Raw genomic sequence first — 22,149 nt, forward strand, 5'->3', positions numbered from 1 at the left:
TACTCTTTTTTTTATTATATTATTGGTGTCAAAATGAAAGCTTTGCGAACAATTAAACAATCATATGTTTACGTTTTGCATTTAATGTATGTAAAGCTATTCTATTGATATTTATAAATAAAAATACCCCACAGTTGGGGGGGGTGTCGCTTACTTAGCGTGTGGAGTAATATTTAGCATACAAATTAAAAAAAAACGCAGTACAACAATAATAAAGGTGCTGTATGGACGCAGAGGTTAGGCTCAGCTGACCTGCTCCCCGCTTGCCATACCAATCTAAATTGAAATAAAGTCCACTTTCAGGAGTGGCGTAATGAAGAAGAGCAGATATAAAGAAGAACAAATCATTGGTTTTTTGAAGGAAGCAGAAGCAGGATTTCCAATTGCCGACTTATGTCGGCGAGAAGGCATCAGTGTTGGTACTTTTTATAGTTGGCGCGCCAAATTTGGTGGTATGGACAGCACCGAAGCACAACGTCTTCGTGCATTAGAACGCGAGAACGCGGATCTTAAGAAACTGCTGGCAGAAGCGCATTTGGATATCTCCGCACTTAAAGTGGCTTTTGGGGTAAAGCGCTAACCCCACAAGCAAAACGAGTAGGCATACAACGTATCCTTGATGCTGGCATGTTGTCAGAGCGTAGAGCTTGTAGCTTGGTGGGGTTATCTAGATCATCATGGCGCAACCCGCCGCAGGATGAAGAAGCAACAGTATTACTTCGGCAGCGTATTAAGCAACTCGCTCATGAACGTAAGCGATTTGGCTATCGACGTATCCACGATATGCTCAAGTTTGAAGGATACGCGGTGAATCACAAACGCGTTTATCGTCTTTACACTGAGCAAAAGCTCACGGTAAAGCGACGTAAGAAAGCCAAGCGACCCATCACAGAACGTGCAGAGTTGCTAATACCTGATGAGCCTAATCAAGTGTGGAGTATCGACTTTGTGATGGACAGCTTAGCTAATGGACGCAAGCTCAAGTGTTTAACAATCGCAGATGACAAGACCCATGAATGTATCGATATTGCAGTGGATCATGGCATCAGTGGTTTGTATGTCACCAGAGTCTTAGAGCAAGCGGCAATATTTAGAGGCTTTCCACAGGCGATTAGAACCGACGGTGGTCCCGAGTTTACCAGTCGTGTATTTATGGGCTGGATGCACACCAACGGTATAGAGCATTTACTGATTCAACCTGGTAAGCCAACCCAGAATGCGTATATTGAGTCATTCAATGGTAAATTTAGAGATGAATGCTTAAATGAACAATGGTTTGAAACATTGGCGCAAGCTAGGAAGGTAATATCAGCCTGGCGCAGAGATTATAACGAAGTAAGACCGCATAGTAGCTGTGGGCGCATTCCACCAGCTATTTATGCACAAAAACTTAGACAAGCAACATGATTTTTAAACGGACTTTTTTTCAGAATCGGTTGGTAGTGTTACAGGGGGCAGGTCACACTAATGACATTTTAGCACAACAAAATGATAATAAATACTTTAAAAACAGATGCTTACAATAAAAGTTTGTGAAGTTTTCACTTGGATAGACTCTTTTGATTCCATCAAAAAACTATTTTTTGTTGACTACTATAAGGCTACTAGAACAATAAATGGATACGAATAAACGTAGCTTTTTTATTTATTGCCTCTCTTTCATTCGTAGATGCTGCATGAGCAACATCTATTACTAGACAATCAAATTATAATAAAGACTTCGAAATATATACCGCCATCAAATAATCTCTTGCATATTATTTCAAGTTATACTTAACCTAAACTGTTATTACAATAAATAAAAATTGTTTGTTGAAACAAACTAGGGAAGCAAAATGCTTGAGCAAACTACTAGCATTAGCGGGGACCTTATAAACTCTAATAATAACTCCGCTATCACCGTTCAGAACATGAAATCAGGAAACCTAGACAAGGTGAAAATTGCTACCTCAAAAGAAAATTTAACAGGCCGCCAAAGCCCTATTATTCTTTCTCCTAAAAAACCACTACCAGCAACACTCCCAGATTTTAGTTTATGGAATGGTGATGTAGAAGCATTTTTGAAATGCCTTCCTGAAGAGCCCATATTTGATATGATCGTATCTTCACCTCCTTATAACATAGGTAAAGCATACGAAAGTAAAGCCTCACTTGAACACTACTTAAATTGGCAAGAGCGGATTATCGACCTCATGATTCCGCTCCTTAAAGATACTGGAAGTCTTTGCTGGCAAGTAGGCAACTATGTAGATAATGGCCAAATTATCCCTTTAGATATCGAATTCGCTCCAATATTCAAGAAGCATGCGCTACAGCTTCGTAATCGTATCATATGGCATTTTGGGCATGGCCTTCATACTAAGCACCGTTTCTCAGGCCGTTACGAAACCGTAATGTGGTATACCAAAACAGATAACTATCTTTTCGATGTTGATCCTATTAGAGTTCCTTCAAAATACCCAGGCAAAAAGCATTTTAAGGGACCAAATGCAGGCAAACTCTCAGGTAATCCACTAGGTAAAAATCCCGAGGATGTTTGGAGTATTCCAAATGTTAAAAGCAACCACGTAGAAAAAACTGATCATCCCTGTCAGTTTCCTGTAGGGCTAATTGAAAGGTTAGTCCTTTCAATGTCTAAACCAGGGGGCTTGATATTCGACCCTTATGCGGGTGTCGCATCTACAGGCGTAGCGGCTGCAATACACGATCGAAAATTTATAGGATGTGAACTTAATAAATCATATGTAAAGACAGGTATTAAACGCCTGCAAGAAGCATTGGATGGCGTTGCAAGATATCGGCCCCACGACAAACCAATATACGATCACACTTCAAGTGCCCTTTCTAGGTCCCCCGAAGAATGGTCCGAGAAAGAAGTTGAATGAATTTTGCAAAATATAGCCATTTAGGTGGTCTGCAAGCTGTTCCTACTGACTTGCAACTTGAAATTGAAGAAGCGATTACTAGCGTTAATGTCATTCCAGTAAAGGGTGTGGCGTCAAAGATTAGGCAGGCTTTTATTAGAAGTCTAGGAACTAGTGGATGGTCAGGAGAAGCTGCTGTATCTAAAGGCTCGAAGATAACAGTAACATCAACTAAAAAACAAGTTGGTTTATGTCTGCAAACTGGCAACGTATCTCGTATTTATGCAGACCTTTTAAAGTTACAAACTATGTATCTTAACTCTGCAATCAAATCGGCCATTGTGGTTCTGCCTTCGAGTCCGATAGCAAAAAAAATGGGTAGCAATATAGCTAACGCTAAACGACTTGAACGTGAAATTGAGATTTTTCGACTGGCATATTCGGTTCCCACTATAGTTTATTCACTGGAGTAAGCATGTCATCCATCTCAGCAATTAGCAATAACCTTGGCTGGCCTCAACATAAAAGAGTTGAAGAACTAACAAAGCTTAATGTTGATACCCCCAGAGCACATTTTCGAGTATTTTTTAAAGGGCAAAATCTTGACCTACCAATAATACGCGTCCCTATAAGTTTGCCAAAATACCGTTTAGCAAATGGACGAACCTCCTCCTTACAAGCCGAATACCTAGCTAAAAATTCAACTCAAACCAGAGATCTATTTACTGGTGACCCCGAGCTCTTGGATGCTCAACTAGCTCAACATGAGTTATTACTAATGGTAATGATGGAACAAGGCTTAAGAAAAAAATTCGATGATCCTTCCAACAAACAAGTGGAGCCAATCTTGCTGGATGAGAGAGGATTTGTAGTAAACGGTAATAGAAGGCTATCTTGTTGGCGTGACCTTTATAATTCAGACGTCTCTAAATATGGGCATTTTGGATATATTGATGTCGCAGTTTTACCGCATAGCGATGAAAAAGATATTGATAGGTTAGAAGCATGGCTTCAAATCCAAAAGGATATCAAAGCCGATTATAGTTGGGACGCACGCGCTAACATGTTGCTTGATAAACAAAAACGCGAGGACTTTTCTAATAAAGAACTATCAGATCTTTACGGCCTTAAAGAGAATGAAATAACCGAGCTGATTGATATGCGTGACTACGGTGATACATATCTTCGCTCCAGAGGTAAAACAGATATGTGGTCCTTAGTATCTGATCACGAAGAGGCTTTTCGCAAAATTGTTTTTTCAAGACCTAAAATCCAGGACTTAGGTAGTCAAGCAATATTTATGGAAGCTTCATTTGTTCTAATTGACAACCCTGCAAAGGCTGGGGGGCGACTATATGAACAAATCCCTGCAATCTTAGATTGCCTAGATCAGGTAAAAGAAAAACTAGTTGAAGAGTTTCCAGTAGCAGACTCTCAAAGCTCAGCTCAAATTCAAGATTTGTTTGGAGGTGGTGGTAATAACAGTGCCAGTAACTTTCTACCACTATCCTTAGAGATAAGAAAACCTGAGAATATTGGCAAGGCAAGGGATATAATTGTTGAGGTAATAACCAGCGCCAAAGAGCTAAAGAAAAACTCTAAAGCAGCGGAATATTTATTAGAATGCTGCAAAAAAGCAAATGCTCAGCTATCAGCAGCTGTTCAAGACGGTTTAAGACCTGAATCAAATCTTAAAGGTGTTTCCAAACAGCTAGAAATAATAGAGTCTAGCATTGACACTATCCGCAGATATTTAACAGAACATGTTAAAGATTGATTATAGAGCTAGGGACCGAAGAGCGGTTCTGTCATGGACCAAAGAGGAAGAAAACTATCTTTGGATAGATGCTTTAAAAAGGCTAACTTTCGACTGTTCTGAGGAAGCGAGCCAAGAAGACTCTTGGACAATTTCACTTCCTTGGTGGACATTTGCTTCTGCTCGACCCAAACTTCTGCAGCTATTTACTGGTTATGCGCTTGTCCTTAATAAACATTTTAGTGTTTCACTTGAGGCTGTTAAGTTACTGGAGCAGTCCAAACGAGCAGTAGACTCTCATGAGAGTGCTAAACATTCTGTCTCTATTCCTGAACAGACTCTACGAGCTAAGTTGAAAGATATAGGCTTCACCAGAAACCTGTCGAAGGAGCAAGTAAGAAACGTAGGTAAAATTGCTGCTTTAACATCTGCCGCAACATTTTCTGTCCCGGGTGCAGGGAAAACGACCGAAGCCCTAGCTAATTTCTTTTTCAAGGCTAACAATGATGAAAATTTATTAGTCATAGCTCCAAAAAATGCTTTTGCTGCCTGGGATGAACAGTTGGCAGATTGTATGCCCAGTATTGCAAACCACTTTGTCCGCTTGAGAGGCGGCAGAGATAAAATCAGCAGAGCGCTCGATGCCAAACCTCGCTTCATGTTGATAACCTATCAACAAATGGCAGTAGTATCAGACATTGTTGCGGGCCATTGTGCCTATGTGAAAGTACACGTCTATTTAGACGAAAGCCACCGAATTAAAAGCGGCTATTCTAAGAAAACTGCCAGATCGGTTTTGAATCTATCACACTTGCCGGTAGGTAAGTTGATTATGTCTGGCACGCCGATGCCACAATCTGTTGACGATCTAATACCCCAGTTTGCCTTTTTGTATCCAGAAATTCCATCTTCGACAACCGAAGTAGTCGATCTTATAAAACCTGTATATGTAAGAACCAATAAAAAAGAACTTGGTTTGCCTGATGTTGATAGGGTGTTGGCTCAACTCCCGATGGCCCCCATGCAGGCAGAGCTATATAAGTTGATGAAGTTTGAAGTTGCAAGAGAAGCCGCAAGTGCTTTGAGCATTCCAAGCAAACAAGCATTTAGAATGCTTGGCAGATCTGTTGCTCGGTTACTTCAATTTGTTTCAAATCCATCGCTTCTTTCGGCGGAGCTCAACTTTGCGCATCCGGATATGTTAGCAGGTGTTTTAGCAGAAGGTGACGGCCCAAAAATGAAGTACGTTCTTAAACGTGCGAGATCATTAGCTAGGTCAGGAAGCAAAGTTCTGATTTGGTCTTCGTTTGTCCGAAATGTTGAATACATTGCAGAAAGGCTTTCAGACCTTGGTGCTGTATACATACACGGTGGAGTTGATGCTGGTGACGAAGATGATGATGAATCTCGCGAAGGAAAAATTAAGTTATTCCATGATGACCCTAATGTGCGAGTATTGGTGGCAAATCCAGCAGCCGCTAGCGAAGGGGTGAGCTTACATAGAGTTTGTCATCATGCGCTTTATTTGGATCGAACCTTCAATGCTGCACACTACCTTCAATCTGAAGACAGAATTCATAGGTTTGGACTACCGCCAGATCAATCAACAACAATAGAAATAGTTGAGTGCATTGGCACAGTAGATGAGACTGTCCGTGAAAGACTTAGCTATAAAATCGGCCAGATGGCTGCAGCATTAGAAGACTCCTCACTCAAGCCAGACCCTATACCAATAGATCCAAATGATATTGAAGACTTCGATGAATATAGCACTGGACTTGCTTCAGGAGATATTGAACTATTACTTCGTGATTTTTCCAAGGAGGAGTAGTTGATCCAATTTTCACCTGGTTTGGCACAAAGTAGCTTTGAGTTATTAGATTTAATATCACGAAGTGAAATGTCATTCTCACATATCTCTGTTGAATTCTCTAAAATTGGAGTTATGTCAGCAAAAAGCGTTTTAGAGCTATCCCAATCTTTAAATTGGGTTCAGGCTGGCGAGAATGGTGAGGCTGTAATAACAGTCGAAGGTGCACGAATTAATGAACTTGAAGGGTATGAAAATAAAGTTAGACGAGCTCTACTTGATTACATAGATATCGTGCGCCCACCCTGGATTCAAAATGCAACATATGGAAGAGCTAGAGTAATTGCATTTGCCAATAGTGGAATATCACAAATTTTTATTGAAGCTGGACTAGCATACGGCACCGATCCAAAAGTAGTGGAGTTTTGGGATGAACTCGCATTAAAGGCGCGTGGTCAAAAAAATATGCGACTCAACAACATAGGACGCATAGGTGAACGCTTGACGCTTGAATATGAACGAGCTAGGACTAAACGTGAGCCTAAATGGATATCAATAGATAGTAACGCGGACGGCTATGACATTTTATCTATAGCTAACCAATCAGACATTAGCCGCCTGCCTATTGAAGTTAAAACATCTTCAATTGGTCTTACTGGCTCTTTTCATTTAAGTTCTAACGAATGGGAATGCGCCCTGTCGAATGATTTTCACTTATTTCACTTATGGGACATTAGCGGAAAAAAGCCTCGTTTAGCAATAATTTCCAAAGATGAGGTCTTAGGCCAAGTGCCAATTAATCAGGGAACTGGCGAATGGCAATCTGTTGAGATTCCATTCAGTAGCTTCATAAAATTTTTTATAGAGTCTGATTCATCTCTTGTTTGATAGAGGTGTTACTAAATATAAATTTATGTTGATTCAACATATGTTACTCACCTGAAATACAGCATTAGGCTTTCTTGGAGTACTGCCAATAACTGTACGCAATTATGTATAGTAAATTTTAAACACGTTAATGCGAAGCCAACTTTAAGGCTTCATAGACATACAAAATCATATGGAGTTTTTTATAAAAACTCAGGTAGTTCATCATTCTCAAGATAATTCATCATATTCAAATCAGCCAAAATTGAGCGATATATCACTGCATCCCAAGAATTCTTTGAGTGGATAGATGCCATGTCTAAAAACTGTTCAATCAGATTTCTAAAGTTCGTAGCTCCAGGCTGCCGACACTCTTTAGCTTTGCGAAGAATATTCCGAAATACAGTTTTAAAGTATTCCGTGAATCTTTCTAATAAACTAACTCCCTCTAAATGCAGTCTCACTAAATGCTTTAGTCCTGGAGGCAAATCATTATTGATCGATATACTTAACCTGGGAGTAACGTACGGAGGATTGAACGCAATTGAGAACAAAGGCCTATCAACCTCATCGAAATATGGATGTATATATCGTTTATTTCCGTCTTCAGTAATATAATCAGCTAGCTTTTCACCTTGGCACCAATCACACATAGGTACTAAATTAATCAATACGACTGATAATTCGGGATAGACATCTTTTGGTAGATAGTGGTCTAACGTTCTAGGCCGGCCAGGCTCACCGCAGCTTGGACATATGACAAGTCCATTCTTTTTTCTCATTTGTTCAAGCTGAAGATAAGGTAATTTGTCTATACTGGGGGAATACAATCCTATTAAGGAAACTTTTCTTCTTGAAGCCTCCTCAATACTATCAGTGTAATTGGCTAGGTCTAATGGAATAATTAAACTTGGATCACCCTGGGATTTTATATACAGTTCAATTTGGGGGATCAAGTCAGGTTTAAGTTTGTCGTAAAAAGCTTTATACCAATATCTTTCAACAAAAATTCTACATATTAATTCTATTGAATCTTCACTGGGAGGTAATAATTTAGTTACCATTTTCATATCCAGAATTTAAAATTTTTATGATCATTTCTTCATTGATTTCTGCACCCAGAGATTGTATAAGCGTTCTTGAGTCACGAACTTCGTTGAGCTTTCCTTCAATCCAAGAATCAAACGGTTTGGACACTGAGCTATCGCCAAATACGTAAGAAGATATTCTTTGCATATCGCTACCAAAGGTCTCAAATGGGGGATGGTCGATTTCCACCTTGTCGTGATTCTTTCGATATACATGTATGCACTTGGCAGGAATCTCTCTAGCGATTGCTAACGAATGAGTAGCCAAAATTGCTTTTGAGTTGAAATTAAATAAAACTTTCTTTAGCAAAGAAATGAATTCAATTTCAAGAGTTGGATGTAGAAATAACTCAGGCTCATCTATAACCACTAGACTATCTTTTTTAATCTGACCAACAACATTTATAACAATATAACTAAATAGCCGCTGCCCAGAGCTAATTTCAATTTTCTTACCCTCTCTAAAAAATAAAACACCAGATTGAGAATTTACGATATTTTCTAAATCATGCATCGAATCCTGAAGTGTCTCGAACACTGAATTGTTAATTGGTAGATATCTTTTTCCATTTTCTTCGATGAGTTGAAGGGTATCTTTAATCGGGTTTATTTGACTCTCATTATTCAATAATTCAAGAGCTATCGAGTCGAAACCAATAGCAGGCATTAAAACTGTATTTATTGCCTCAAATTTCCCCTCCCAATCCTGTATAAATCCTAATGTCTTATCTTCTGAAAGAGCTCTTATTATTGATGCTACAGAATCGCGTGCAGGTAAGTTTCTGCTAATTCCTATAGAGTCAAGTCCATCTGAGTTAGTCCTTAGGTTTCTAAATCCAAAGTATTTATAAGCATCTTTATCCTTTAGATCAGTCTTCGATAAATCCAAAGTGAACTCTTCAAAAGGACTGTAAGAAATCAATATTAATTTCGAAATATTTGGATAATGATCAAATGGAGTGTGTTTAAAGTTTTCGAGTGAGGTTTTGCTACCGCTTTCAACTCCAAGCCAATATTCAACAAGAGACTTCAAGGTGAATGACTTGCCTATACCATTCGGCCCTATGAGAACATTTATATCGTAAGGTAAATTTACTGAGTTGAAATGGAAAGCTATAGATTCTTGAGTTTCATCAGCCATACGAATATTCATTGTGAAATCCTGAATGTTCGAAGTTTGATTATCAAAAAGTCTCCATCCATCCTCAAAAGCTTTACGTGCCCCTCCTTCCCTTAAAGGTGAGGAAGTAAAATCCTCATGTTCAACTAACTTTATAGCTTCTTGATCCTGAACAACATTTGCTAGATATCCAGCATCTTTGATCAACCTCAATACGGTAATCGCATCTTGCTTACCTAATTTGGTTAAAAGGATTTTATAAAAATCAATATCGCTTGGCACAGACACGTACTTAATATTCGGTATAGGAAAAAATCCATCCCAGCCATTCTTTCTAAGCTCATTGAGTAACGCAGGTGAGTTAACACTTTCTTCAACAAACAACTTGAGGGAGAAATCTAAAAGTTTCTCACCCTCAAAATAGAGTGCAGCGTTCAAAGTCGTCTTTACTGTATAGTCATCCCAATTGTTAAATGAGAGAGCCAGTATGTTATTTTCAGAATCAAGCTTTGAGGGGGTCCATCTCCAATTCTCACCTTCGTGATAATAAACCTTCATAATTGACTGCTTTCAGAGTATTTTTATAGAGTCGTTGATTTGAAATTCATTTTATATTGTTTTTAAGTTCACTCAAGTCCACGTTCATTAATAATCTTAGTTCACGTAACGTGAACATTGAAATTAAATGAATAATTCTAATAATCCAGAGAAGCGTTCTTAATTATCAATTTATTTGGATACTTATATGTACACTTTAAATAATTAATGTAAATATATAAATTGACGTTTTATTTATAAATGTATATATTTAAATATACATACTATATTTAATGTTTACTTTAAGGTATACATAATGGTTAAAAAAATTGTATTGGCACAATATCAAGAAATTGTTAATAGTGCAGCTAAGCATATTGCTCCCATAAATCGTCCACTGGAAGGCTGGGTATGCACAGTACGCAAATCGCTTAATATGTCAGGCGCACAACTCGCAAGGCGACTTGGAGTAACGCGCGCGCGCATATCTCATGCTGAGAAAGCCGAAATCTCTGGTGCTCTCACCCTCAATACCATGCATGAAATGGCGAAAGCCATGAACTGTCAATTTGTTTACGCTATTATTCCGAGCCAAAATATAGAAACACTTATTGGTAGACAGGCAATAGAAAAAGCAACTAGCTTAGTTCGCAATGCAAGTAATCATATGGCGTTGGAATCACAAACCTTATCCAATGGGCAAATTCATGACGAAATTGATCGCATATCAAAAGAGCTGCTAGCACGCATGCCCTCTGACTTTTGGGATAAGTAATGGCAGCACCATTCAATGACAACAATCCTGAAGGGGCTACGCCCTTAGATCGTGATGAACTAGCAGGATTAAAATTTGCACACGTGACCACACGAGGCGAATTGGATCATTTAGAGCAAGCGAATATTCAATCAGGAATGCAGTGGCTTAATCGCACCAGACAAACAGAAATTTTATCTGAGGTCTTTATAAGAACGCTCCATAAAAGATTGTTTGGCGAAGTCTGGCGTTGGGCTGGGACCTTCCGCACCACCGAGAAGAATATAGGTGTTGATCCAATCACGATTGCTATTGAACTACGTCATTTAATTGATGACACACGCTATTGGATAGATCACCAAACCTATCCACCACTTGAAATTGCGGCTAGGTTCCATCACAGACTGGTCTATATTCATCCATTTCCAAATGGCAATGGTCGCCATGCACGTATTATGGCTGATGCCATATTGACCAAGATCTACGGCAATCCTTCAATTGACTGGGCCGGAGGTTATGACCTTCAATCTATGAATGAGCGAAGACAAGTATATATCAGCGCTTTACGAGCAGCAGATCAGCGTGATTACATGCCGCTATTCTCTTTTATTGGTCTTATTTGAACGCACTAAAGTTAGTTTGCCTTTGCACATGCTGTATGTGGCCAATATACTAAACTTTCAAAGCTGACTAGTGATAAAGTTGCTTATCGTTAGTGAAGTCTCTTAATTAAAAAGGGCATTCCTTTGCGAGGATGCCCTTTTAACGCTTTAAACTACTTCACTTTTTTAGGCAAAAATATCAGACCATGATCTTTAGCCCAACTTGGATAGGTGCATTTGTTATCTTCACTAAAACAACATGCAATATCAGTTTTTTTGGTTCGAATTGCTTTGACTGGTGGCTGCTTAATATCGATGCCTTTACTCAATAAAGCATTGCGATGACGTCTAAGCGTTTGCGAGCTATAAGCATGATTTAAATCAATGCCACTAGCCCACAACCCATATACTTGACGTAAGGTTAGTTTTAATCGCATGACCTGTAATGGCATGAGTTTGTGCTTTACCGAACCATTAAAAGCAGCTTGAGTTATCGCAAGCTCCATCATTTCTTTGACTTTGACTATTGACCAGTTGCGGCCTAAGGTTAATCCATGATTACGCAATGCTAGGCTATGTAATGTTAACTCAGCGCGAATAAGCCCCTTAGCATAGGTCAATAGCTTGTCACGTTGAGCAATATTAGCTGGCAATGGTTTGTTCCCTAGCTCACGTTTTTTATCATATAATTTAAACGCGAGCACTTTAGAATGCTGATTTAAGTAAACAGATTCTTTGTAATAGTTCGATACGTTTCTACCTTGTAAACGCCAAACGTTTCCGACCTCATGAATGATATTTGGGATTAATTTACCATTTACCCGATATGACCATGCAATATCAATTGAATTGACAGTAAATTCACCCCGCTTAATTGCAGCAAGCTCTTTTTCAGCGATGCTTATATTGAGACCTTTTGTAACTTCAAGTACTAAGGCATGAGTGATGCCAATCACATCATTGCTGCCAAATAAGTTGTGACCTTGTAAAAATTTTGCAGCACATGTTTTTACTCTAAAACACTCACCATTGTTATTAGATTTAACAAATAATTTATCACCAAATTTATTCGCAATCTCAATACCCTTTCTATAATCTCTAATAACTCCAGTACTAACCTCTATATTTCTGAGAATATTGCCTATACTTAAATGTTTACAATTAAATGTGAAGTCTAAATCGTCAATCATAGTATTTCCTTATTTGATAATTATTTTGATAAATGTGATTACGTATTACAGCTAGCGCACTCATGCTTTTTTACACTTATCGATATACGCAAGAATGTCGCTTTCTAACCAACCTGTAGTCCTGACGCTGTACTGAAACGAAGCAGGGATCCTCCCTGCTCTCTCCAGTCGCCATAATGTGCTCCTTGAAATTGATAACATTTGGCATACTTCTTTTGCTCTAATAATTTTCATAAACTGCCTTTCTAGTTCATTTGCATTCGGCGACAACTGAGTTATCGCCACCGTGCAATTCACTTAATTCACTAGGATTTAAGTAAATGCCGATTTCTTTACAGTTATTAATTTGGGATAAAGGCTGAAATTGATGAAAATGGCAATAATTCACCATATAATTCAAATATATATTTTTAATTTATTGATTTATAATGTTTTTATAGATGAATAGAAATTATTAAAATGGCGATTTTAGAAGATTTTAAACAGAAAAAGACATTAATTAAGTTGCGTAAGTTGTTTATTGAAATGCAAAATGAGTGTGAAGACTATGCAAAAAATAACGCATTAGAAAAGAGGATAATTAAGAGCCTATCTAATCGAGGTAATACAAAAAGACTTTATTTTTTAGAGCGTGGAGATTGGAGTGAAACGTTTCAAAAGAAAATAAATGCGTTACAACTAAAAACTGCGCGCCTAGGTTACACCGGAAGAAAAAAACCGAGAGATTTTTGGACTCCTACGATAATCGAACATGCAACTAAAGTTCAATTCGTGATTTACCAAGCGAAAGCGGTGAGAAAATTATCGATATCGCAAGCCAGAGCTTTTGCGATAAAGCATGAATACGAAAAACTTGATCACTCTCAAACTTATTTTGCTAAATACTATAACGGTAGGGACTGTAACATACGAGTGGAATATGAAAACTTGATTAAATATTATCAATTTACTGACATTGCTATCTGCTTGTGTGAAAACAATAAAATACCAAAGATAAAAAAACGAATTGACCACACGTTGGACTTATTCCCTTCCCAACCTGAGATTTTCAGTTATTAAAGTCGACTTTCGGCCCATATCTGCATAATTCCTAATTTAATGTTTGGTAGTGCAGTCTAATCAGCATTAGGCTGCCTCATACATGCAATTGACAAAATTGTTGTATCTACAATTGTCCACAAAAGAGTCATTGAATAAATGCATAAGTCCATAAATAGGATCTGCTGCTGGCAAGAGTTCCCATTACTCAACAATTTAACTAAATATAAACACGACCATGCTCTTAAAAGACAAACTTATACTTTTTTAAATGAAATGCCATTAGTGTATTAGTCAGTAGCGAAGAATAGTATTATCGCGGAGCATCAATGTAAAGTAAGTCACAACGCACCTCAAGACGTTTAGTCTCATTAGATTTAGGCATAAAGACATCTTTTATTTCAGAAGGTACGGGAATAAATGTTTGATTTTTCATTACAATCGTACATGTTTCGAATGAACCTCCACCTGATTTTGGTGCGACAGGTTCACTTAGCTGTATGTCGTAGTAAAGACCAACTTCTCCAGAGTGATGTTCAAAAATGAATAAAGCTTTTTGCCCCCCCCAAACTACCGACGTACGATGTGGCTGCAGGAAAAACTCTCCCCTTTCTTCTCGTATCCGTTTACTAATCGCAATGAAACAACTATATCCTTTTAAAGGAGGGTCAGAATCTTCAATTGTCAGCAGCTTTCTGTCAGTTTCAATATCCGTGCGCAGTATTGATGGCATAGCACTATAATCAGGAGAAGCGTTAGAGTTATTGTCAGCAAATTGCTCACCCTCAGCAACATCTGGAACAACATCGTGGACACGGCCAGTAGCTGCTGCTTCTATCACTTGATAACTGCGTCTGACAGTAGCTACTTTTGCTGAGGCTTGATCCAAAGTGATCTTTCCTTCAAGGTAGTCTTTCCACAATGAGGTTAAATTTTCTAAATCGCTACGCTCATATTCAAAGACATCACGTGTCCTCTGAAGAGTCTGTAAAAACGCTTCTGTACCTTGACGAGTAGAGCTTGGTACAAGCTGACTGACTTTCGGGAAGATGACATTACGAACAAAGTCCTTTGCAAGATGACCAAAGACTCCATACTCTTTTTCGTAGATCTCGACTAGAACTTTTACATTTGAAGCGTTAGGATCGAGAATAATACGAACTAAACTTTGATTATTAATTACAAGTATTGGTAAACCATGAGAAATCGTACCAAAGTCTATTTCGGTAGAAATGAAATAGTCAGATTTCAATATTTCTGAAAGTCGAAATACTAATGCTGATTGGGCCATGGATAACTCTGACTTTTTAAGTAAATTAAGCACCTTCGGTTCATCACTAAGTGTCTCAACAGTGCCGTAAAGGGTAAGATATTGGCTTTCACATTGTCGTCGTTGCTGATTACGTGCGAGTTGAACGACAGGTCTTTCGCTTGATGCATGATTCATAACCCCAGGATCGCTACCACCATATATTAGTAATGGCTTAGATTTGCTAATGTTAACCAAATCAATCAAAGTTGCCGAATCGCCAGGTTCTAAACGTGCACGTAGTTGGCCACAAATATCCCAACGTTGATGACGTGCGGCCCAATTGATAAATACTTGACTGTTATTAGCTTCAGGACGTTCAGCCAAATGTTCTGAAATCAATTGATCTAGTGGAGCGCCAAACATATTAAGAAATTCAGTACTTTCTGTCGTAAGTGCCTCACGACCTGCGGTTGGCTTTAATAGAAGAAAATCCGCCACCCCTCCAAGCTGATATAGGGAGTTTATTTGGGCCGTAGCGAGCCCAAATCGATTACGGAAAGTTCTTACAACATTCAAACCTTGCCTTAATACCATTTGTCCAATTAAATTTTGACCACTCAGCTTGATATTGGAAACACTAACTCTTACTTCACCGCTGCCAGCACCAGTCATAACGATATCAGCAATTAGATGAGTTCCTAAGGGCACATTCACACCATTCCATCTCCAGCTGACTTGTAATTCAGGTATAGCATTTTGAAACTGTTCTTGGCTAACAATAGACCCATTTACACGCACTGGAATTTCTACGAAACGCACGAATTCTGTGATATAGGATACTGCTTGGATTACATCAATTGATTTACCAGTCTGCATAGTAGCGATTACTACACTTCCAGACTCACCAGTACAAGTTTCGTTGAAGAATTTGATGCAATCATCTGTTACTGAAAGTGTTTTGCGCTCAGCCAAACATCGGGTGCGCTCGGGCGTTTTTGTGCTTTCACTTACCACTTCTAAACTATCTGCAATACCGAAATTGGCCATTGCACCAATACCAAAGGTTCCCACAACACCGGCGGCACGGGCTTCATCGGTATTTTTTGAGCTTGAACCCGCTCGCCAAAAGTGCTCACGTAACTCAGTGCGAGACATACCAATTCCATTGTCAGAAACTGTAATTCTTGTTGGTTCGATTAAAACGTCAATCAACGGCTCAAAGACATCACCTGCATATTTTCGTAACATAATTGCATCAAAGGCATTCTGTACATTCTCTCTCAGCAATGCGAATGGTGAGGGATATATCTGGGATGCTAACAGCTCAATCATACGACTGATGTCAACACTAAATGGAATTGCGTCTGAAGTATCACTTGTCATAATTTAACCAATCTTTTTAGTTTTACTTTAGTTTGCAACTCATTCATTATCGACTCAGGTAAGTTTAATTTATCTTTGTATTCAGTTATTAATGCCCCTGCTTCTGAACAGCTATTTGTAGCAAGTTTGGCATCAAACAGAAATAGTAATTCTTGAATTGTTTGTGGATTCCCGATTATTTCAATCAACTTAGTGGGATCGCCATATTTAACAGCTGCACTAACTGCTAATAATCTGCCGAAGGAATCATTTTTTAAGTCGATAGCAGATAACAATCTCAGAGCTTTTAGCGGATTAGACTCTACCTTAATTGCATACTCTGCATTACGTATTGTTTCAAGATGCTTAAGTTCGGCAGGATTTTCTGGTCTACCTGCAGCATCTAGCGGAGCAGTCCATTTAAGGTCAACATAACTGCGCCCATTGAAGTCTTGTAGTATTGCCCGTGAAAATAAATTTGCTATGCGCATTTCACGTACATGAATACGGGCGCCAGAATAATCGTCATGGATTTCAATAATACTATATCCTCGGTACGCTCCCATTGGCAGCTCACGAAGCCCAGCACAAAGTGAACCTGCACTCGCTACCACCATAGTTTCCTGTGTCAATAAATGCACATTTTGAGGAGTAATCTGTACTCGATGTTGATGACCATAAAGTCCAAGTCGAAATCCACGACCAATCATACCGCGAACAATTTCCTTATCCATGTAGTCATGTCTATATGGTGGACCTTCAACGTCATGGTGCCATACCGCAACACGCAACCTCCATGGTCCTAAATCTTTTAGGTCGATATGAGATTGCGCAATAACTTCGCGAGGGATATCACCATGGAATGAAAAACAATCATTGCCATGGCATGAGTTAAATGCGGCAATGGCTATTCTTCCCTCATCAAGGCTATAAAGATTGGCACTAGACCAAGGTTCAACCCGCATCATATTATTTATACCACTATAAAATTTTTTGAAAAAATTCCAAAACGCGGCTAGTCGTTGGCTGTAAAGTTCTTGATCTTTAATTTGATAGAGTTGGCGTGATTTCCAATCCCATCTATACGGTGAGTCTTTCTCAAATAACACACTTGGAAGATTCTTGGGATACTTGCTATCATCAACAAGCTCCATTGAACTGAATGAGACGTTCCAATCAATATCGTGATTTCCTGGCACTATAATTATTTTAGATCGATCTCCATTCAGAAATCTTTTGGCAAGATCACTAAGAAAATCAAGTGCAACATCATATTGCGAAGAAAGCTCTTGCTCTGAGTTAGGTGTGTTTAATCCAACTCCTTGAATAATATCCCCACTAACAACTATTGCATCAGGAGGTCTAATAGGAGGGTCTTCCTGTTGGTATGAATCTTGATCACAAATTAGAGCAGACAGCAGTTCTGAATTAGAGATCGGGTCACTAATTGCTCGATGTAAATCTGTGATGTGTAATATTGAATACATACCATGAATATAATTGTCTGTATGTGTTTATGCAACTTATGACTTCATATACTTTGCTAAGCCTTGATATTCACCACAGCAGAGATATAGCTAATCTGCCTTAACTGCTTAATATAGGCAAGGAATACATTGCAAGATTGATTGATTGTTATTAATAATGTATTACATTGCTTAAATTTTAAATTATCAAAATTCATGCTTCGTGATTTGACATATGACAGTAGATTTGACAGTAGATTTTAATAACCAATCAGTGAATATAGCTTAGATATTGGCTAGTATTGATTTGTTTTGTTGACTCTTTCACCACCAATAAAAAAGCGGTTTCCAGAAATGGGAACCGCTTTTTTCATATGTGTTTTCTTAGCTAGTCGCTGCTATATAAGCAATAAAAAAGACCATGACAACTTACGCGATTATCATGGTCAGAATACTGCGAGATCAACAAGCAAGTTGGGAGTCTACCCCTCTAATATTTATTGTTAACTCTTTATATTAAAGGTCCTAGTGATAGCTCTCCCTGATATTTGAAATGCAACTAGTATGCCAAATTTTAAAAACAATATTAACCTGTTGATTTTTAATAATATTTGTATGAAATTTAGTTTTTCACCAATTTTAGCTTTGGTTGATTGCAACCGATGTGGTGGATGTTGCTTCAACCAAATGCTGCATATTGCAATGGTTTCGGTTGTGCCAATATGCTTTTTTTCAAACGTTTGATCACGCTTTTTTGTTCTTCCAAATTAAGGTGTGCAAAGTAAATGCGCATACTGATTCGACCGGTTTGGTCATGTTGATACACCGTAGAGGTGTCTAGTGTTAATACGGCTTGCTGCATGCGTTCAACTAGCATGATCTCCGTAGCCTCTGTTTGCCATTGCACCCACACCGCAAATCCGGCACTCGGTATCTCGCATTTCACTGCATCTCCCAATGCTTGCTTGAGTAGCTGGCAAAAGTGATCGCGCCGCTCTAAATATATTTTTTGTGCACGTTTTAACTGCTTTTTAACCTCGCCAGATAGCAGCAGTTCTGTGAGCGCTAGTGTCTGCAACTGGTCATGGCTATCGTTTATCGTGTTCAATTTTTGCATAAATGTTTCATGTAGCTGTTGGGCTGAGATGATATACGAGGCTCTGTAGCTGGCGTTTAACATATGCGCCAAACTACCAAGGTAAATCACCCGCCCCGCTTGGTCTATGCTCGCGAGTGTTGGCAAGCTATGTTTAGCATACTGAAATGATGCGTGCGTATGATCTTCAATCACATAAAAATCATAGCGCTTGGCCAGTTTGAGTAGTTGCGCACGATTGTCCGTAGACATACGCCACGTGGTGGGCTGCTGACATTCCGGTGAGACATAGATAGCGCGCACCGGGTAATTGATGCATAGCTTTTCCAAATCGTCGATATCCACACCATGTTGATGATGTTTAACGGTTTGAATATGCGCATGATTTTTCTTAAATGCCGCAGCAGTCGCAGGGGCATGCAGTGCTTCTAGTACGACGTAATCACCTTTTGCAAACAGCGTGCTAGCTACAATCTGCAAACTGGTTTGTGCCGAAGGCGTGATTAGCAATTGTTCTGCTGCAACATCCATGCCCTGCTCAAAATTGAGCATATGGGCAATTGCTTGACACAATGGCGCTAGCCCATGCAGCTTGAGTGGGTGTTGCCGTTTGGTGGCAATCAACGCATGACGCGTAGCGCGCACTAAAGCCTGTAAGTTAAATAGGCGACTATCGCCATAGGGGTAGCTGAGATCAAATGTATCTTCACTCAGGTCATGATGCGCATACGCAGTCTGTTCCAAATGCAACGTAGTGGTATGTTGTTGGGGGAGCGCCTGCAATGAAGATAGAAAATTGGCTGATTCTACGGGTTGCTGTTGACGTACAAATGTGCCGCGCTTGTCTTCGCTATATAGCCAGCCTTGGGCGACCAACTCATCGTAAACTCTAATCACCGTTTTACGGTTAATGCCTAACTGTTGTGAAAGTTCCCGGCTGCCCGGTAATGGCGTGCCCACTGCAAATGCGCCAGTTTGAATGACATGGATGAGTTTATGCGTAAGCTGCTGATGAATCGATTGGCTCGATACTCTTGAAACAGTAAGATTCAATTCCCATGGCCTAAGCATACGTATTCCTTACAAAGCAATATCACTTAACCATGCTGACCCGCACGCACTGTCTAACTCACAATCTTGCAGATCAACATAATCGCTTTGTGGAAACCTAGGCTATGTCCACTGCACTATAGTATCAAAAATTTTCAAAAATTCACAAAATTGACTTGGACCCCTTTTTTATAACAAAACTGGATTAGTGTTTGTGTAAGGCAATTGTATTAAAGTTACAACTGCTTAACATATTGAAACAATCTACACGTAATGCGTTTGTTTTTTGTATGTTTGTTTCTTAAGCTGGGCTCCTAGTACCAGTATTATCTAAGCAAAGTGCTACGTTACATAACCTAATGTAATCAATACACTTCACTCACTATTAATATCTTTGGAGATAATACGATGACACACATCAAACGTACGATGGGGTTAGCGGCAAGCATTGCTTTAGCTTTCCCGTTATTCGCTTCAGCAGCAGCTGATCAAGAGGCAGCGATGAAAGATGCAAACAACTGGTTGCATCCACGTGGCCAGCATAACAACCAAGGTTTTAGCGCATTAAAACAAATTAACAAAACTAATGTTAAAAACATCAAAATGGCTTGGACATTCGCTACCGGTGTAAACCGTGGTCACGAAGGTTCTCCAGTGGTGGTTGGTAACATGATGTACCTACACACTGCGTTCCCAAACAACGTGTACGCACTTGACTTAAACGACAATCAAAAAATCGTATGGTCATATTTCCCTAAACAAGACCCGTCAGTACAAGCTGTTTTGTGCTGCGACAACGTTAACCGTGGTTTGGGCTATGGCGACGGCAAGATTTTCTTGCAACAAAATGACGGTATGTTGGTTGCTTTAGATGCGAAAACAGGCGCTAAAGTATGGGAAGTTAAAAACACAGATCCAAAAGTGGGCGCTACAAATACTAACGCTGCACACGTAATCAAAGACAAAGTATTGACAGGCTGTTCAGGCGCTGAGTTCGGTGTACGTTGCTTCTTAGCCGCTTACAATATTAAAGATGGTTCTTTGGCATGGAAAGCTTACTCAACAGGTCCTGATGCTGAAGTATTGATCGGTGCTGATTTCAACTCAGCTAACCCATCATACAGCGCGCTGTCTGTTTACCAAGACGTAAACGGCGGTAACAAACAAGGTGGTTCTTTCAAACCGCTTCCAAACGACCAATTAAAAATTGGCGAAAAAGAATTAGGTACACGTACATGGTTGAAACCACAAGCAGTGAAAGATGGTTGGCAACATGGCGGTGGCTCTGTATGGGGCTGGTGGCCGTATGATGCACGTACAAACTTAGTGTACTACGGTACAGGTAACCCATCTGTATGGAATCCAGATGTACGTCCAGGCGACAACAAATGGTCTATGACTGTGTTTGCACGTGACTTAGACACTGGCGTGGCTAAGTGGGGCATGCAAATGACGCCACACGATGAGTGGGATTACGATGGCGTGAATGATGTGATTCTGTTTGACAAAGGCAGCAAAACATACGCATGGCACCATGACCGTAACGGCTTTGCTTACACTTGGGACGCACACACAGGCACCTTGATTGCTGCTGAAAAAGTACATCCATTTGTAAACTGGGCAACTGGCGTTGACAAGAAAACAGGCGTGCCAGCTAAAGATGCTAAAGCTTCAACACACCAAGACTACAACGCTAAAGGCATCTGCCCAGCTGCATTGGGCACTAAAGACCAACAACCAGCGGCTTACAGCCCACGTACTGGTTTAATGTATTCTCCACTCAACCATGTGTGTATGACATACGAGCCAGTTGAGTCTAAATACGTTGCTGGTCAACCATGGGTGGGTGCTACTTTAACGATGTTTGCTGGTCCTGATGGTGTAATGGGTGGCTTCGGCGCTTATGATCCAATGACCAACAAAAAAGTTTGGTACAACAAAGAACGTTTCTCAGCATGGGGTGGTGTACTCACTACAGCATCTGATTTAGTGTTCTACGGCACTTTAGACCGTTGGTTAAAAGCGGTGGATGCACAATCAGGTAAAGAACTCTGGAAATTCCAAGTAGGTTCTGGCGTGATTGGTAATGCATTTACATACGGCAATAAAGGCAAACAATACGTGGGTGTATTCTCTGGTATTGGCGGCTGGGCTGGTGTAGCGATGAACCTTGGTATGACTAACGACACAGACGCACTTGGTGCTGCTGGTGGTTACAAAGAGTTAACCAAATACAACGCTGCACCTGGCGGCGGTGGTTTAAACGTATTTAGCCTGTAATCTATCACTACTAGTTG

The 22,149-nt window shown here is 39.6% G+C and carries 17 protein-coding genes; 10 read left to right on the plus strand and 7 right to left on the minus strand.

The features are described from left to right. Positions 1–313 precede the first annotated feature (313 nt). From FG11_RS08420 to FG11_RS08445, 6 genes are all read left to right on the plus strand, one after another. Positions 314–1,407, plus strand: a protein-coding gene (locus FG11_RS08420; RefSeq protein ID WP_088177900.1) for an IS3 family transposase whose coding sequence is annotated in 2 segments (ribosomal slippage) — positions 314–575 and positions 575–1,407 — 1,095 coding nt in all. Because the reading frame shifts where the segments join, the coding sequence is not laid out codon by codon here. A 428-nt stretch (positions 1,408–1,835) separates the two neighbouring features. Next, on the plus strand, positions 1,836–2,885 hold the full coding sequence (locus FG11_RS08425) for a DNA-methyltransferase (protein ID WP_200884570.1): 1,050 nt from the start codon (positions 1,836–1,838) through the stop codon (positions 2,883–2,885). Then, entirely contained in the window at positions 2,882–3,337 is a 456-nt protein-coding gene (locus tag FG11_RS13295) for a BglII/BstYI family type II restriction endonuclease (RefSeq protein ID WP_052184991.1), read from the plus strand. Before FG11_RS08425 ends, FG11_RS13295 begins: the two co-directional genes overlap by 4 nt. A gap of 2 nt (positions 3,338–3,339) precedes the next feature. After that, complete coding sequence (locus tag FG11_RS08435; RefSeq protein ID WP_047534283.1) at positions 3,340–4,641, plus strand: hypothetical protein; 1,302 nt, start codon at positions 3,340–3,342, stop codon at positions 4,639–4,641. Next, complete coding sequence (locus FG11_RS08440; RefSeq protein WP_047534286.1) at positions 4,628–6,451, plus strand: SNF2-related protein; 1,824 nt, start codon at positions 4,628–4,630, stop codon at positions 6,449–6,451. The genes FG11_RS08435 and FG11_RS08440 overlap by 14 nt, the downstream gene beginning before the upstream one ends. Further along, entirely contained in the window at positions 6,452–7,318 is an 867-nt protein-coding gene (locus tag FG11_RS08445; RefSeq protein WP_047534289.1) for a DUF3883 domain-containing protein, read from the plus strand. Positions 7,319–7,500: 182 nt separating this feature from the next. Here FG11_RS08445 and FG11_RS08450 read toward each other — a convergent pair whose 3' ends face one another. Continuing rightward, the gene (locus FG11_RS08450) at positions 7,501–8,367 is read right to left on the minus strand and encodes a hypothetical protein (protein WP_052184992.1); all 867 of its coding nucleotides are present in this window, start codon (positions 8,365–8,367) and stop codon (positions 7,501–7,503) included. Continuing rightward, entirely contained in the window at positions 8,351–10,063 is a 1,713-nt protein-coding gene (locus FG11_RS08455; RefSeq protein WP_047534292.1) for an AAA family ATPase, read from the minus strand. The genes FG11_RS08450 and FG11_RS08455 overlap by 17 nt, the downstream gene beginning before the upstream one ends. Positions 10,064–10,358: 295 nt before the next feature. Between FG11_RS08455 and FG11_RS08460 the strand changes: the two genes are divergently transcribed. Both FG11_RS08460 and FG11_RS08465 read left to right on the plus strand, forming a co-directional pair. Further along, positions 10,359–10,817, plus strand: a complete 459-nt coding sequence (locus tag FG11_RS08460) for a mobile mystery protein A (RefSeq protein ID WP_200884571.1) — start codon at positions 10,359–10,361, stop codon at positions 10,815–10,817. Beyond that, positions 10,817–11,419, plus strand: coding sequence for a mobile mystery protein B (locus FG11_RS08465; RefSeq protein ID WP_047534297.1), 603 nt, complete (start codon positions 10,817–10,819; stop codon positions 11,417–11,419). Before FG11_RS08460 ends, FG11_RS08465 begins: the two co-directional genes overlap by 1 nt. Before the next feature lie 152 nt (positions 11,420–11,571). Here FG11_RS08465 and FG11_RS08470 read toward each other — a convergent pair whose 3' ends face one another. Both FG11_RS08470 and FG11_RS13820 read right to left on the minus strand, forming a co-directional pair. Then, positions 11,572–12,588, minus strand: coding sequence for a phage/plasmid replication protein, II/X family (locus tag FG11_RS08470; protein WP_047534299.1), 1,017 nt, complete (start codon positions 12,586–12,588; stop codon positions 11,572–11,574). A gap of 60 nt (positions 12,589–12,648) precedes the next feature. Beyond that, positions 12,649–12,822 (minus strand): AlpA family phage regulatory protein, encoded by a 174-nt coding sequence (locus FG11_RS13820; protein WP_081978203.1) that lies wholly within the window; start codon positions 12,820–12,822, stop codon positions 12,649–12,651. A 225-nt stretch (positions 12,823–13,047) separates the two neighbouring features. On the opposite strand from FG11_RS13820, the gene FG11_RS08475 reads away from it, so the two are divergent. Next, positions 13,048–13,647: a hypothetical protein gene (locus tag FG11_RS08475; RefSeq protein WP_047534301.1), complete on the plus strand. Its 600-nt coding sequence runs from the start codon at positions 13,048–13,050 to the stop codon at positions 13,645–13,647. A 292-nt stretch (positions 13,648–13,939) separates the two neighbouring features. Here FG11_RS08475 and FG11_RS08480 read toward each other — a convergent pair whose 3' ends face one another. From FG11_RS08480 to FG11_RS08490, 3 genes are all read right to left on the minus strand, one after another. Continuing rightward, positions 13,940–16,261 carry an ATP-binding protein gene (locus FG11_RS08480; protein ID WP_047534303.1) on the minus strand — a complete coding sequence of 774 codons (2,322 nt, stop codon included), beginning with the start codon at positions 16,259–16,261 and terminating at the stop codon, positions 13,940–13,942. Continuing rightward, positions 16,258–17,727 (minus strand): metallophosphoesterase family protein, encoded by a 1,470-nt coding sequence (locus FG11_RS08485; protein WP_047534305.1) that lies wholly within the window; start codon positions 17,725–17,727, stop codon positions 16,258–16,260. The genes FG11_RS08480 and FG11_RS08485 overlap by 4 nt, the downstream gene beginning before the upstream one ends. A 658-nt stretch (positions 17,728–18,385) precedes the next feature. Next, the gene (locus FG11_RS08490; RefSeq protein ID WP_020182651.1) at positions 18,386–19,873 is read right to left on the minus strand and encodes an aminotransferase-like domain-containing protein; all 1,488 of its coding nucleotides are present in this window, start codon (positions 19,871–19,873) and stop codon (positions 18,386–18,388) included. A gap of 387 nt (positions 19,874–20,260) precedes the next feature. Between FG11_RS08490 and FG11_RS08495 the strand changes: the two genes are divergently transcribed. Next, positions 20,261–22,132: an outer membrane protein assembly factor BamB family protein gene (locus FG11_RS08495; protein WP_020182652.1), complete on the plus strand. Its 1,872-nt coding sequence runs from the start codon at positions 20,261–20,263 to the stop codon at positions 22,130–22,132. Positions 22,133–22,149 lie beyond the last annotated feature (17 nt).

Origin of the sequence: Methylotenera sp. N17 (genome assembly GCF_000799155.1) — a bacterium.
Classification (GTDB): Bacteria; Pseudomonadota; Gammaproteobacteria; order Burkholderiales; family Methylophilaceae; genus Methylophilus.